The organism is Bacillus songklensis, from assembly GCF_042649685.1.
GTDB lineage: Bacteria > Bacillota > Bacilli > Bacillales > Bacillaceae_H > Bacillus_BA > Bacillus_BA songklensis.
Window position 1 is genome coordinate 631,471 of sequence record NZ_JBHRZT010000072.1, and the last position, 13,072, is coordinate 644,542.

The following is a 13,072-nucleotide window of genomic DNA, read 5'->3' on the forward strand; positions in this document are numbered from 1 at the left end:
ACAAGACAATGATTAGGAGGAGAAAAAATGACTTTAGATAAAAAACGAAGTACATTGGCACTGTTGGCACTAGCAGTGAGTGCATTTGCAATTGGAACAACAGAATTCATCAGTGTGGGACTATTGCCGCTTATAGCCCAAGATTTAAAAATTACTGTCACAACAGCCGGGTTAACCGTTTCTTTATATGCTTTAGGGGTGACATTTGGGGCACCCATCCTAACGTCTTTAACATCTAATATGTCACGTAAATCTTTATTGCTTTGGATTATGATTATTTTTATTGTTGGTAATAGTATTGCTGCCAGCGCTGCAAGTATTGGTATTTTACTAGTTGCTCGTGTCATTTCTGCGCTTTCGCATGGTGTATTTATGTCGATTGGTTCTACTATTGCTGCTGATTTGGTACCAGAAAACCGTCGAGCGAGTGCTATTGCCATTATGTTTACAGGGCTCACAGTAGCAACTGTTACTGGTGTTCCTTTTGGTACGTTTATTGGACAACTATTTGGCTGGAGAACTTCTTTTATGGCCATTGTTGTAGTGGGGATCATTGCCTTAATTGCTAACAGCATGCTTGTTCCATCCGATTTGCGAAAAGGTACCCGTACAACGTTCCGTGATCAGTTTAAACTGATTACAAACGGCCGCTTACTCCTTTTATTTATTATTACAGCCTTAGGATATGGAGGTACATTCGTCGTCTTTACTTATTTATCTCCATTACTGCAAGATATAACAGGATTTAAGGAAGGAACTGTTGCTCTTATTTTGCTTGTCTACGGGGTTGCAATTGCGATCGGTAACGTGATTGGCGGAAAGGCGGCTAACCGCAATCCAATTGGTGCATTATTCTATATGTTTATTGTGCAAGCAGTTGTGCTCTTTATTTTAATGTTCACGGCTCCATTTAAGGCAGCTGGTTTAATTACAATTATCTTGATGGGGTTATTAGCTTTTATGAACGTACCGGGACTGCAAGTATATGTAGTGATGCTAGCTGAACGTTTTGTACCGAGTGCAGTAGACGTGGCATCTGCTATCAATATTGCTGCGTTTAACGCCGGAATTGCCATTGGATCTTATTTGGGTGGTGTAATTACAGATTCTATTGGACTCATTCACACCGCTTGGATAGGGGCATTGATGGTTCTAGGAGCCGTGATCCTAACAGGTTGGAGTCGAGCCCTGGAGCGAAAAGATCAAAAAAGTGTAGTGTAGAAAGCAATACAGTTCGAATCCAATTTCAATTCATAACAATTAGGAGGTCAATTTATGATAGCAAAAAATTCACAAGATACAACAGCTTTGCATAACGGTGTAAAAATGCCCTGGTTTGGTATCGGGGTGTTTAAAGTAGAAGAAGGTCCTGAGTTAGTTAATGCTGTAAAAACAGCCATTAAACATGGTTATCGTAGTGTTGATACAGCAGCTATTTATGGAAATGAAGAGGGAGTCGGACAAGGTATCCGTGAAGGGATGAAAGAAGCTGGCATTTCTAAAGAAGATTTATTTGTGACATCGAAAGTTTGGAATTTACTAGATAATCAGGTCCTACAAGAGAATCGCGAATAAGTATGACAAATCTGTTGCTCAAGTCATTTTACGTTGGGACTTGCAAAACGGCGTCGTAACCATTCCAAAATCTACAAAAGAACATCGAATTGTTGAAAACGGGGCGGTCTTTGATTTTGAGTTAACGAAAGAAGATATGGAACGGATTGATGGCCTGAATCAGAATCAGCGAGTCGGTCCAGATCCAGATAATATAGATTTTTAATAAAGAGAATGACTCAAAAGGTGTAAGAAGCATACCTTTTGAGTCATCCCCCGTTAGAAAAACCCCTCTTGTTTCACTTCTAGAGAGGTTTACAGAAGCCGGATTCCGGGAAGTTATGTTCAGACTACTCTTCCAATCCTTATAAAAACTATATAAATCCATTTTTATTTTTCGACATCAGCTTTTGCTTTTTAAGCTACTTACCGTTTTTCTGTCTTTACATCTTGAATAGGCTGAAAAGGTTTTCGTATAAGCATTTGCCAAGAGACCGTAAGGTTGTTTGGCAAATGCTTATGCGTTGAAAATCTGACATGGCTGCTTTTTGCCATGTCGGATTTTCAATGTGGATTTATATAAATGACGAAGGAAAATCGTAAACTCAAAAAATAGGGAAAAGGAAAGAGCATCATCATAAAAAATACTAACAGCATAATCTCAAGAATTACGAGTGTTTTTTACTTCCTTTATACGATCTAAAAAAGCTTTTTGTTTTTTTCGTTTTTTTATTTTAGTTTTAAATTTTCCTCTAAGGATATCATCCGCTAACAAATAAATAACCAAAAACCCTATTAAGTAAAAGTAAATGCTCATCTTCATCCCTACCCACATCCTTTTAGTTATTATTTATTCGATAGCAAGTATCATTCACCTTTTCAGTTATCAATGAAAATATTGAATGTAAACTAATATCCAAAAAGTTTACATGAACATGAAAAAGCCGCCTGTTCATAAGACAGACGACTTTGTTAGTTACCATAAACGGTGTTCCCGGCAATTTTTGAGAAGCAAAGAAGGCCGGGCCTAATTGGATACAGGCTTTCCATTTGTTCATCGAGATGTACTTTTACGAATCATATGGAACCTCGGTTTATCGTAAGTTAGGACTGAATTTATACTAAAGAAGGTTGTCTTTCCTCCGCCAACGCTAATAGGCGCTCTTTCACCTGTTCCGCATTAACAAGCTTTTGCGAAACACCTGTTTCCATGGCAGCGTGAGCAACGGCTGCCGCTACATGAGCTGCCACCCTAAGGTCAAATGGATCTGGAATCACATAATCGGCGTGAAGGTCTTCATCAGCAATTAATCCGGCAATCGCATGAACGGCTGCCAGTTTCATTTCTTCGTTGATTTCTTTTGCATGAACGTCCAAAGCACCGCGGAAAATACCAGGGAATGCGAGTACGTTATTAACCTGATTTGGAAAATCAGAACGGCCTGTCCCGACTACGAGTGCTCCAGCCTCCTTTGCATCTTCCGGCATAATTTCTGGCACCGGATTGGCCATGGCAAAAATGATCGGATCATGATTCATGGAACGAATCATGTCTTTCGTGACCGCACCTGCGGCTGATACCCCGACAAACACATCCGCTCCCACAAGAGCATCTGCTAATGTCCCTTGTTTTTGTTCTTGATTGGTGATACGAGCCATTTCCTCTTTAAATGGATTCATTCCAAACGGGCGTCCTTCATAAATGATGCCTTTTGTATCACATAAAATGACGTCTTTTACGCCCATATGCAGCAGCAACTTGACAATCGCCACGCCGGCAGCACCGGCACCGTTTGCCACAACACGAATCTCTTCAATTTTTTTGTCAACCAGTTTCAGAGCATTAAGTAATCCAGCAGCGGTGACAATGGCTGTACCATGCTGATCATCATGGAAAATCGGAATATTACAAGCCTTGCGCAGCCGATCCTCAATTTCAAAGCATTGCGGTGCTGCGATGTCTTCTAAGTTCACTCCGCCAAACGTCGGCTCCAATAATTTAACCACTTCCACAATCTTGTCCGGATCCGTTGTATCCAAGCAAATCGGGAATGCATCCACATCCGCAAACGATTTGAATAACAAGGCTTTCCCTTCCATGACCGGCATGGCCGCTTTCGGACCGATATTTCCAAGGCCGAGTACGGCTGTTCCGTCCGAAACAACGGCCACCAGATTTCCCTTCATGGTGTACTCATACGCTTTGCTTTCATCTTCATGAATGTCCAAGCATGGCTCCGCTACACCTGGAGAATAAGCAAGACTTAAATCTTTCGCATTGCGTACAGGAACTTTTGAATGAACACCAAGCTTTCCTCGATTTTCCTTGTGCATCTTTAATGCTTCTTCACGTAAAGTTGACATATCATGTCTCTCCTTTTTTTGAATTTAATATACATTTATTGTAATAAACAAAGAGTTAAGAAACTCTCAGATCTCCCGGGAAAGGCCTTAAGCAGCAGCTAAAGCAAAACAATAATCATGAAAGTAAACAACCTCGGAAAGAATCTTGCAGCCTTGAATGGTCCTGAAAGCTTCTCTTGCTTCTTTTTCTGTGTTAAATTCAAACATGGCCTTGTTTTCCTTTGAGTAGACGGTGATTACCCACATGAAAAGCTTCCTCCAATTAAAAGATTATTTTTCCCCTTTTTCATAGCATATCTAAGAGGCAACAAAAGATATTATGAGCAATATGAGGCAAAATGGAAACACTTTCTACAAAAGAAGTCAAAATGTTACAAAATGCAACGATGTTTAATAGAGTTAACCTATACAAACCAATTCGATGTGGCCAAATGAGTAAATTCATAAAAATAGATGGCTTAGAAACCTTTATATCACAAGGTTTTAGCCATCTTTTTACTGTAAGTTATTCTGCCTTTTCCAGCATCGACCAATTATCAGTGTGCGAAACAAGTTAGCTTTCTTTTATCCGTTTTCGATTATGTGCAATTCGCGATGCAGTTGCTGCTGCGAGTGCTCCAACAATATCATCTAAAAAGGTATGTACTTTTCCGCTGCTTTTATCGTTCAATTGCTTTAAAATACCCGGTTTAATTCGATCAATATAGCCATAGTTTGTAAAACCGATGCTTCCATATACATTTAAAATAGATAAAGCCAACACTTCATCCACACCATACAAACTATCGTCTACTTTTATAATATCTTGCAGCGGCTCTCTTGCACCTCCAGCTTCCACTAAACAATCTAATTGAATACCCGTTAAGATTGTATTTTGTACTTCTCGTTTTTCTAACACGAGTTTTACTTGCTCTTCACAATACGCTTCTGTGAGCTCTGGATAAAAGTCTTTTTGTAAAAAATAAACAAGCTCCCCAATATCTTTAGTTGTTACCCCGCGTTCTTCTAACCAAGCAATTGCAGCATTCCCGATCACTTCTTCACTATGTTTCGTATCTTGGCCCATACTTTCACGCTCCTTTTCAACTTTAGCCTTTCACGAACAAATAAAAGTATGCGCCCATTCTTAATAGCATTCTCTTAGTGCTACGGCTGGGACAGGAAGGTCGTTTCGATTTGGCATCCGTTAGGTGCTACTGTGGGTGTTCCCTGATGATGAACATCATCGAGCATGGAACATGTGTAACATCTGATGTAATTAAAGGAGGAATCATTTGATATAATTTATCCGGAAACCCAAAAACCGGTTTTTACAAATGCTGTTTAAAAGCAGTATATCTAAAGCGACGATATTAAACAATATAAACAGAATTTAGCTGATAATCGGTAATCTGCCAGGAGGTTTTAGAATGAGCACTTCAAAACATATACCCATCACATCAACGGAATTAGCAACTTTATGGACGACCTATCAGGAAAAAACCATGATCATGAGATTTTTAGAGTACTTTCTTGAAAATGATGAAAATGATCAACAAATATTTCAGCTTCATTACAATCGTGCAGTCGAGAGCGTAGAATTAATTAAGAATATTTTTCAACATGAAGGGGCAGCTATTCCTATTGGTTTTACTGAAAACGATGTAAATAAAGGAGCTCCTAAGTTATACGATTATATGTTTGATGTCATGTATTTACGATTAATGGCCCAAATAGAGACCGGCCTTTTTTCGCTCTATTCCAACATGTCCTACCGTAAAGATATAAGACATTTTTTCAAACGTTTGACCGCAGAAGCACAAGAGGCGTATGATCAGTCGACCCATTTATTATTAGAGACAGGAGTGATTTCTCGTCCCCCTTATGTGTCAAGTTGCATTTGAGAAGGTGTCTGCTGCTACCTTATAAACACAAAATACAAGAAGTACTAGAAAACAAATCCAAACATAATCCTTTCTGTTTTTCTCAAACTAATGTTACTGGGGGAATCAAGATGAAGATAGAAAAAATGAGCGATTCAACAGTCATGGTAGAAATCGAAACGCATGAGCTGTTAGAACAAGGGATCATACTCCAGAACTTATGTATGGAAAGTGAATACGAAAAATTGATGACATGGGTGTTTGAAAAACTTGAAAGTGAACAAGTAATAACGCGTACCGGGCTTTTAATGGTACAAATAGTTACCTGTCCTTTTGGAATAAACATTGTGATTTCAAAACAAATGCCTACACAGTTATTCGATGATATCGTCCCGCTTCTTCCGTTCTCAACGGAATCAGCCGAAGATTTTAAACCGATGGGAAAGGGATCGCAACGGTCAGAAAACGGCGTTTTAATTCAATTTAAGGATTTTGAAGATGTAATCCAGTTATCAAAACGAATACATCTCCTCCATACCCTAACCATTCCCAATGAACTTTATTACTATGAAGGGCGTTATTTTTTAAATATAGGGTATTATGCGTCAAATGATGGAGAAAGTGTCCTCGATTTTTTAAGTCTTGTCAAAGAATACGGTGAAAAAACAACTAAAACCTTGGCGGTAATTGAAACTTATGGCAAAAAAATTGCTTTCGGAAATGCACTCGAAGAAATTGCTGTTTATTTTGTATAAAAATCCGCTGCGATCAATACATTAAACCAATTATATGAACCAACCATCGAAAGAAAACCTGATGTGGTCAAAAGAGTAAATTCATAAAAACAGATGGCCTAGAAACCTTTGTATCACAAGGTTTTAGCCATCTGTTTACTGCAAGTTATTCCGCTTTTTCCAGCATGCGGGCTTCAAGTCGCTCCTCAATTCGATCTAGCGCTTCCTGATCTTTTAATAATTGGTTTTTGTTTTCCATTACTAACTCCGCAAATGTTCTTTTTCTCATTTTTCTCATGCTCTCGATCTCCTTTTTATTTTTATAATCAACTAAAATTTCTTACATTTTATCCTTATAGAAATCATCTTTCCCAAAAGTCCGAAAAAATAATCTTTTTTTCAGACTTTTTAAAAATTAAATAAAAAACTGCTGAAACAAATTGTTCAACAGCTCCTTTTCCTTATTTACTTGCTTTTTGCAAAACGCTCCATTTGGGCAAAGTTCATCGGTCCGTCCACTCTCTCCACAATCTGGCCCTGCTCATTGATAAAATAAGAAGTAGGGATCGTTAATACTTTGTACTGTTTCGTTCCCACCTCATCTTCCTTATCTAATAAAACGGGAAAGGTCAAACCGCGCTCTTTAAGAAATGCTTGGACCTGCTTAGGATTGGCTTCTGTACTCGTTAAATTGACAGCTAAAATCTTCACATCTTCTCCGTATTGTTCATGGAACTTTTGCATTTCCGGCATCTCTGCTTTACATGGTGGACACCATGTTGCCCAGAAATTCAAAATAACTTTTTTTCCTTTAAAATCGGCTAGCGAGGTGTCTTTTCCGTCTATAGAAGGCAGTCTGAATGCGGGTGCTTCCTGTCCTTTTTCAATGCCTGAAACGGGCATTTCTTCCCTATCAGCAGAAGCGTTCACATAATCTGCATACTGTTCCGGCTGTTTGTCCATGACAGCATCTTCCGGCAATAATGCCTGCCAGAGTGCATAGCCGATTAAAACGAGAAGCAGCACCGCTGCCAGCAGCTTTTTCACCACAATGATCCTCTCCTTTTATGTACGAAATAAGAAATAGCCATGAATAGCATAAGCGATGAATCCCGTTATGGCCGTAAACGACAAAAGATCTAATAAAGGTAAAAGCGGCAACGACTTTTTGCGGTATGTACGAAAAATGTAAAAGAAAACCGCTGCAAGAGCCAATGCTTGGCCGAACGTACCACCCGTAAAATAAATCAATCCATATACATTATGTATTAAAATCCCTGGATTCATTAAAATTATACTAAATTTCCAAACTAATTTTATTAAAGCATACAGCAAGGGGGCTCATCAACCAACAAATTTTTTCATGGAAATCTGTTGCAGCCGCTTGCTAACAATATTGGCATGAAGTTTACTTTGTTATTTCTTGATTTGGTCCTTGTTGTCACCGTCAGATTCCCTTCTTGCTCTTTCTCTTCCTTTTCTTCATGAAATAGGGTCGTTGTTTGACCGGTAATAGAAATGGATTTCATCTTGAATATTGACATAAAAAGGCCCTCCTCTCATTAGAGGAAGGCCTTTTCTCATTATGCCAATGTTTTTGATTCTAATTTTTCACGAAGTACCATTTGTAAAATACCGCCGTGACGATAGTAGTCGATTTCTACTTCGCTGTCGAAGCGAACAAGTACTTCAAACTCTTTCTTTTCACCAGCTTCGTTTGTAGCGATTACTTTAACATAATCACGAGGCTTCACGTTTTCATCGATTTGTACTTCGATTGTTTCTTTACCCGTTAATCCTAGTGTGTCGGCATTTTCACCCTGTTTGAATTGAAGTGGTAACACACCCATTAATACAAGGTTTGAACGGTGGATACGCTCAAAGCTTTCAGCGATAACTGTTTTGATGCCTAAAAGGTTTGTGCCTTTTGCAGCCCAGTCACGTGAGCTTCCCATTCCGTAATCTTTGCCCGCTAATACAACAAGGCCTGTGTTATCTTGTTTATACTTCATACACGCATCATAAATGCTCATCACTTCGCCTGTTGGCCAGTATGTTGTCCAGCCGCCTTCTGTACCCGGAGCCACTTGGTTACGGATACGGATGTTTGCGAATGTACCGCGCATCATAACTTCATGGTTACCACGACGAGAACCGTAGGAGTTGAAGTCTTTTGGTTCAACGCCATTTTCTAATAAGTAAAGGCCTGCAGGAGATGTCTTCTCGATTGAGCCTGCCGGTGAAATGTGATCTGTTGTGACAGAATCGCCGAACTTTGCGACAACGCGTAAACCTTCTAACGATGTTACTTCACCTGGTTCAGCTGATAAGCCCTCGAAGAACGGAGGGTTTTGAATATAAGTAGATGCATTATCCCATGTATAAAGCGCGTCTTCACTTGTTTCAATTTGATTCCAACGCTCGTTATCATCGAATACACGATCATATTCTTTACGGAATAAGTCAGGTGTAACCGTTTTTTGAACAACTTCCTTGATTTCATCCATTGACGGCCAAATATCAGCAAAGAATACTTCGTTTCCGTCTTTGTCAACGCCGATTGGATCGCTTTGAAGATCAATGTCCACTGTACCTGCTAACGCATAGGCCACTACTAATGGAGGTGAAGCTAAGTAGTTACCTTTAACAAGCGGATGGATACGACCTTCGAAGTTACGGTTACCAGAAAGAACAGATGTAACAAGCAAGTCACTTTCTGCCACCGCTTTTTCGATTTCCGGAGCTAATGGACCGGAGTTACCGATACATGTTGCACAGCCATATCCGACAATGTTAAATCCTAATTGGTCAAGATAAGGTTGTAAGCCGGAATCCTTTAAATATCCTGTAACAACTTTAGATCCTGGTGCTAAAGATGTTTTTACATACTTAGGAACTTCCAGACCTCTTTCTACTGCTTTTTTCGCTACTAAACCTGCACCAACTAATACATAAGGGTTGGAAGTGTTTGTACAGCTTGTAATGGCAGCGATGGCCACAGAGCCGGTTTTCATCGTTGTTGCATCACCGTTTTCAAAATGAACTGTAACTTCTTTCGCTACATCATCTGCTGTTAAGCCGAATCCTTGGTTGCCTACCGGAGCAGCAAGCGCTTTTTGGAATTCTGATTTCATTTGAGAAAGCGGAATCAAGTCTTGCGGACGTTTAGGACCAGAAAGATTGGCTTCGATTTCAGCAAGATTGATTTCCACTACATCCGTGAAAATTGGGTCTGCTGCATCAGGCGTATAGAATAAACCGTTCGCTCTGCTATATTCTTCTACAAGTCGCACTTGTTGCTCGTCACGGCCAGTTAGGCGTAAATATGCTAATGATTCTCCATCAACCGGGAAGAATCCGCAAGTTGCCCCATACTCAGGTGCCATGTTCGCAATCGTCGCACGGTCTGAAAGTGATAAGTGAGCCAAGCCAGGGCCGAAGAATTCAACGAATTTTCCGACAACGCCTTTTTGACGAAGTACTTGTGTTACCTTTAACGCTAAGTCAGTCGCTGTTGTGCCGTTTGGCAATTGACCAGTTAATTTTACACCGATCACTTCAGGAACCGGGAAGTATGAAGGCTGACCTAACATACCAGCTTCTGCTTCAATACCGCCGACACCCCACCCAAGAACACCAATACCGTTGATCATGGTTGTATGTGAGTCAGTACCGACTAGTGTATCAGGGAATGCTTCGAATTGTCCGTCCTCTGTTTCCACAGCATGGACAACATTTGCCAAGTACTCCAAGTTTACTTGGTGGACGATACCTGTTGCCGGCGGAACCGCACGGTAGTTATTAAAGGACTTTTGTGCCCAGCTTAAGAATTTATAACGCTCTGTATTGCGCTCAAATTCCAAGTCCATGTTTACGCGTAATGAATCTGGTGTGCCCGCTTTATCAACTTGCACAGAGTGGTCAATAACTAAATCTACAGGGATTTCTGGGTTAATTTTATCCGGGTTGCCGCCCATGTCGGCCATTGCTTTGCGAAGGGATGCTAAATCTACAACAGCAGGAACCCCTGTAAAGTCTTGAAGAATAACACGGGATGGCTTGAATGGTACATCAACATCCTGAACATCTGCTGTGCCCCATTTTGCTAAGTTTTCTGCGTGTTCTTTTTTGATGACACGTCCGTCTACTTGGCGAAGGACAGACTCTAATAATACTTTAATTGAATATGGAAGTTTTGACACATTGCCGATACCAGCATCTTCCAATGCTTGTAAGCGGTAATAATTGTATGTTTTCCCATCCACTTGGAAAGATGAACGAGCTTTGAATAAATCTTGCTTTGTCATCGTATTACCCCCTTAAAAACGTATGTATAAATCCTTTATAACCCATCCAGTAAATTCCCTACGTCATCTATCTTAATATAATGTTATACATAAGTAAATAAAAAGAATGTTATTAGATATGATAAGAATTTCTTATGCCATTTCTATTAATCTCTTACTTTTTCTAATAATTCATAAATATCGAATTGTTGCACACATTAAAAATGGAGGTGAGCCATCATGGTAAAACGCAAATCAAATCACGTTATTCCTGGGATGAACGCTGCAAGCGGACAAGGAAAAGGAGCCGGCTATAATGAAGAACTTTCGAACGAGCCCCTGACAGAACAACAAAAACAAAACAACAAAAAGCGTAAAAAAAATCAATAAATAACTTAAGAGAGTGACTCAAAGCATACAAAACATGTTTGAGTCACTCCCTTTTTAATTAATCGTTATTCACTTCGTTCACGATGGATTGGAGATCCTGCTGAAATTGCTCGAGCTGACGGCGCTGCGTGTCAGAAGCCGTTTCTAACGCATTTTCAATTTGAGCGTACGCCTCGTTCACTTCTTCTTCCACATGCTTTAATTGTCTGCCGTAACCAGGCTCTTCTTTTATCATTTGAGAATATGCATAGGCGTCCATAGCTTGTTTATGACCTTGTTCCGCTGCTTGATAAGCTTGCTGCTTATTTTTATGATATGGCATGATATGACAGCCCCTTTCTAATGTTCTGTGGATAGTTTTCCTTGTAACCCTCTTTTTCATGCGAGACATTCATGAATAAAAACCGCTGAATGTTTTACGCTAAGAACAGGCAGTTGGCTCTGCTCAATGTGCACAACTATAAGGAGGAATTCATGATGACAAACAAAAACGACAGCAAAGACATGCGCAAAAATGCCCCAAAAGGCGACAACCCGAGTCAGCCCGCGCCGTTAAGTGGATCTCATAAAGTTAAAAACCGCAATCATACCCGTCAAAAACATAACAGCGGTCATGATATGTAAACAAAGAGGATGACTCAAAAGGTATAAAAAGACATACCTTTTGAGTCATCCTCCTGAAAGGACCTGTCATGAAAATCCAGCAAAATCAGAGGATTCCGTGACGGGTCCTTTCAGTAAAGATCAACTTTTGCCATTGATTAGAGACTTATGGGACAGCCTCTTTTCTAAAGCTCAATGTTGATTCTGGAGCAGTTCAAAGATACAAAAGGGCAACATGAAGGAAATCCATTTTCCTTTTGTTATTCTTTTATGACTTTATTCAATGGACTGAATCATTAAAGAAATGATTGATGTTCATACGGAAGAGGCCGTCACTGGAATTCTTTGTTCCTAATAAGGTTTACATGACGGCCGCTCTCTGTTGTTACTTCCCTTTTGCTTCTTTTTCACGCTTCATTTCTTCAAGTTCTTCTATAGCCACACCGACTGGAGGGGCTGCCTCACGGTTTACAGGAACGAGGGCTGTCCCCAATAAAATTTCTGTTGTATAGCCTTCTTCCGTTTGTGTTCCAAACTTTCGCTCCATCTTGATTATCCACCTCCTACATGTAGTATGTGAGGGACAGAGGATTTCATCAGGAAATTTGAGAAAGAATGTTTATTGTATTCCTACATGTTTTTTCTTGTCATATTGCAGCAGAATAAATCCCCGTCACTTCAACCACAGGCCCTGCATAAGATAAAACGAATATTTTCTTTCATATGGGGGCATTTTTCATGAATCGTAAACATCTTCCTCAAAAAGGCTTTTTCCATGAGCTGCAGGAGTTTGTGGACACGTTTTTTTCTAATCCTTTTGCGGATTTTTTTGATTTGAACATGGTTCAGTTTAACTTATTTGAGACCGAAGAAGCTTATATTGTAAAAGCTGAATTACCCGGCTATCATCCAAAGAATATTCAGCTTGAGGTCACAGGTCCATACCTTCGCGTGCGAGCCTCGAAAACGGTTTTACATGAAGTGCAGAATGATCACGATCAAACATACGTAACAGAGCAAAGCCAGGAAATGATAGAACGAATGATTGATTTTCCTTTTTCACTCGAACATAAACCTATTACGGCACGCTATCAAAATAACGTACTGGAAGTCACAATTAAAAAGGACGGATTTATATCGGAAAAAATAACAACCATTCCTGTACAGTCATTCATTGAATAACCCATTGAAAACGCAAGAAGGAAAGGCTGTCCCAGAAGCGGCGCAAAAGAGAACCGTCCTGTTTTCAAACGAAAATGAAACGTCAAAAAAACTTTTG

Annotated in this window: 16 protein-coding genes and 1 pseudogene; 7 read left to right on the top strand and 10 right to left on the bottom strand. The window is 39.8% G+C overall.

Annotated features, from left to right (window positions below):
- Positions 1–27 precede the first annotated feature (27 nt).
- The gene (locus ACFOU2_RS22110; RefSeq protein WP_377918438.1) at positions 28–1,221 is read left to right on the top strand and encodes an MFS transporter; all 1,194 of its coding nucleotides are present in this window, start codon (positions 28–30) and stop codon (positions 1,219–1,221) included.
- A gap of 54 nt (positions 1,222–1,275) precedes the next feature.
- A pseudogene (locus ACFOU2_RS22115) lies at positions 1,276–1,780 on the top strand (aldo/keto reductase).
- Between the two features lie 890 nt (positions 1,781–2,670).
- Here the strand turns inward: ACFOU2_RS22115 and ACFOU2_RS22120 are convergent.
- The 3 genes from ACFOU2_RS22120 to ACFOU2_RS22130 all read right to left on the bottom strand — a co-directional run bounded on the left by ACFOU2_RS22120 (position 2,671) and on the right by ACFOU2_RS22130 (position 4,984).
- The gene (locus ACFOU2_RS22120; protein WP_377918439.1) at positions 2,671–3,918 is read right to left on the bottom strand and encodes an NAD(P)-dependent malic enzyme; all 1,248 of its coding nucleotides are present in this window, start codon (positions 3,916–3,918) and stop codon (positions 2,671–2,673) included.
- An 87-nt stretch (positions 3,919–4,005) separates the two neighbouring features.
- Complete coding sequence (locus tag ACFOU2_RS22125; protein ID WP_377918440.1) at positions 4,006–4,164, bottom strand: hypothetical protein; 159 nt, start codon at positions 4,162–4,164, stop codon at positions 4,006–4,008.
- A 307-nt stretch (positions 4,165–4,471) separates the two neighbouring features.
- The gene (locus ACFOU2_RS22130) at positions 4,472–4,984 is read right to left on the bottom strand and encodes a phosphatidylglycerophosphatase A family protein (RefSeq protein ID WP_377918441.1); all 513 of its coding nucleotides are present in this window, start codon (positions 4,982–4,984) and stop codon (positions 4,472–4,474) included.
- A 343-nt stretch (positions 4,985–5,327) separates the two neighbouring features.
- Here ACFOU2_RS22130 and ACFOU2_RS22135 point away from each other — a divergent pair, with 343 nt between their 5' ends.
- Together ACFOU2_RS22135 and ACFOU2_RS22140 are read left to right on the top strand one after the other, a co-directional pair.
- A complete protein-coding gene (locus tag ACFOU2_RS22135) occupies positions 5,328–5,801 on the top strand; it encodes a DUF3231 family protein (RefSeq protein ID WP_377918442.1) in 474 nt (157 codons plus the stop codon).
- A 110-nt stretch (positions 5,802–5,911) separates the two neighbouring features.
- Entirely contained in the window at positions 5,912–6,535 is a 624-nt protein-coding gene (locus tag ACFOU2_RS22140) for an adaptor protein MecA (RefSeq protein ID WP_377918443.1), read from the top strand.
- 145 nt (positions 6,536–6,680) lie between these two features.
- Here ACFOU2_RS22140 and ACFOU2_RS22145 read toward each other — a convergent pair whose 3' ends face one another.
- From ACFOU2_RS22145 to acnA, 5 genes are all read right to left on the bottom strand, one after another.
- Positions 6,681–6,812 carry an FbpB family small basic protein gene (locus ACFOU2_RS22145; protein ID WP_377918444.1) on the bottom strand — a complete coding sequence of 44 codons (132 nt, stop codon included), beginning with the start codon at positions 6,810–6,812 and terminating at the stop codon, positions 6,681–6,683.
- 167 nt (positions 6,813–6,979) lie between these two features.
- Positions 6,980–7,564 carry a TlpA family protein disulfide reductase gene (locus ACFOU2_RS22150; protein WP_377918445.1) on the bottom strand — a complete coding sequence of 195 codons (585 nt, stop codon included), beginning with the start codon at positions 7,562–7,564 and terminating at the stop codon, positions 6,980–6,982.
- Positions 7,565–7,579: 15 nt separating this feature from the next.
- A complete protein-coding gene (locus tag ACFOU2_RS22155; protein ID WP_377918446.1) occupies positions 7,580–7,801 on the bottom strand; it encodes a hypothetical protein in 222 nt (73 codons plus the stop codon).
- A 74-nt stretch (positions 7,802–7,875) separates the two neighbouring features.
- Entirely contained in the window at positions 7,876–8,058 is a 183-nt protein-coding gene (locus ACFOU2_RS22160) for a hypothetical protein (RefSeq protein WP_377918447.1), read from the bottom strand.
- A gap of 39 nt (positions 8,059–8,097) precedes the next feature.
- Positions 8,098–10,821 carry an aconitate hydratase AcnA gene (gene acnA / locus ACFOU2_RS22165; RefSeq protein WP_377918448.1) on the bottom strand — a complete coding sequence of 908 codons (2,724 nt, stop codon included), beginning with the start codon at positions 10,819–10,821 and terminating at the stop codon, positions 8,098–8,100.
- A gap of 219 nt (positions 10,822–11,040) precedes the next feature.
- Between acnA and sspO the strand changes: the two genes are divergently transcribed.
- Positions 11,041–11,190, top strand: coding sequence for a small acid-soluble spore protein O (gene sspO / locus ACFOU2_RS22170; protein WP_377918449.1), 150 nt, complete (start codon positions 11,041–11,043; stop codon positions 11,188–11,190).
- 58 nt (positions 11,191–11,248) lie between these two features.
- On the opposite strand, the gene ACFOU2_RS22175 is transcribed toward sspO, so the two are convergent.
- The gene (locus tag ACFOU2_RS22175) at positions 11,249–11,512 is read right to left on the bottom strand and encodes a hypothetical protein (protein ID WP_377918450.1); all 264 of its coding nucleotides are present in this window, start codon (positions 11,510–11,512) and stop codon (positions 11,249–11,251) included.
- Positions 11,513–11,667: 155 nt separating this feature from the next.
- Here ACFOU2_RS22175 and ACFOU2_RS22180 point away from each other — a divergent pair, with 155 nt between their 5' ends.
- Positions 11,668–11,814 carry a small acid-soluble spore protein P gene (locus ACFOU2_RS22180; RefSeq protein WP_377918451.1) on the top strand — a complete coding sequence of 49 codons (147 nt, stop codon included), beginning with the start codon at positions 11,668–11,670 and terminating at the stop codon, positions 11,812–11,814.
- A 364-nt stretch (positions 11,815–12,178) separates the two neighbouring features.
- On the opposite strand, the gene ACFOU2_RS22185 is transcribed toward ACFOU2_RS22180, so the two are convergent.
- A complete protein-coding gene (locus ACFOU2_RS22185; RefSeq protein ID WP_377918452.1) occupies positions 12,179–12,340 on the bottom strand; it encodes a hypothetical protein in 162 nt (53 codons plus the stop codon).
- A gap of 191 nt (positions 12,341–12,531) precedes the next feature.
- Here ACFOU2_RS22185 and ACFOU2_RS22190 point away from each other — a divergent pair, with 191 nt between their 5' ends.
- Positions 12,532–12,975, top strand: coding sequence for an Hsp20/alpha crystallin family protein (locus ACFOU2_RS22190; RefSeq protein WP_377918453.1), 444 nt, complete (start codon positions 12,532–12,534; stop codon positions 12,973–12,975).
- The last annotated feature ends 97 nt before the right edge of the window (positions 12,976–13,072 follow it).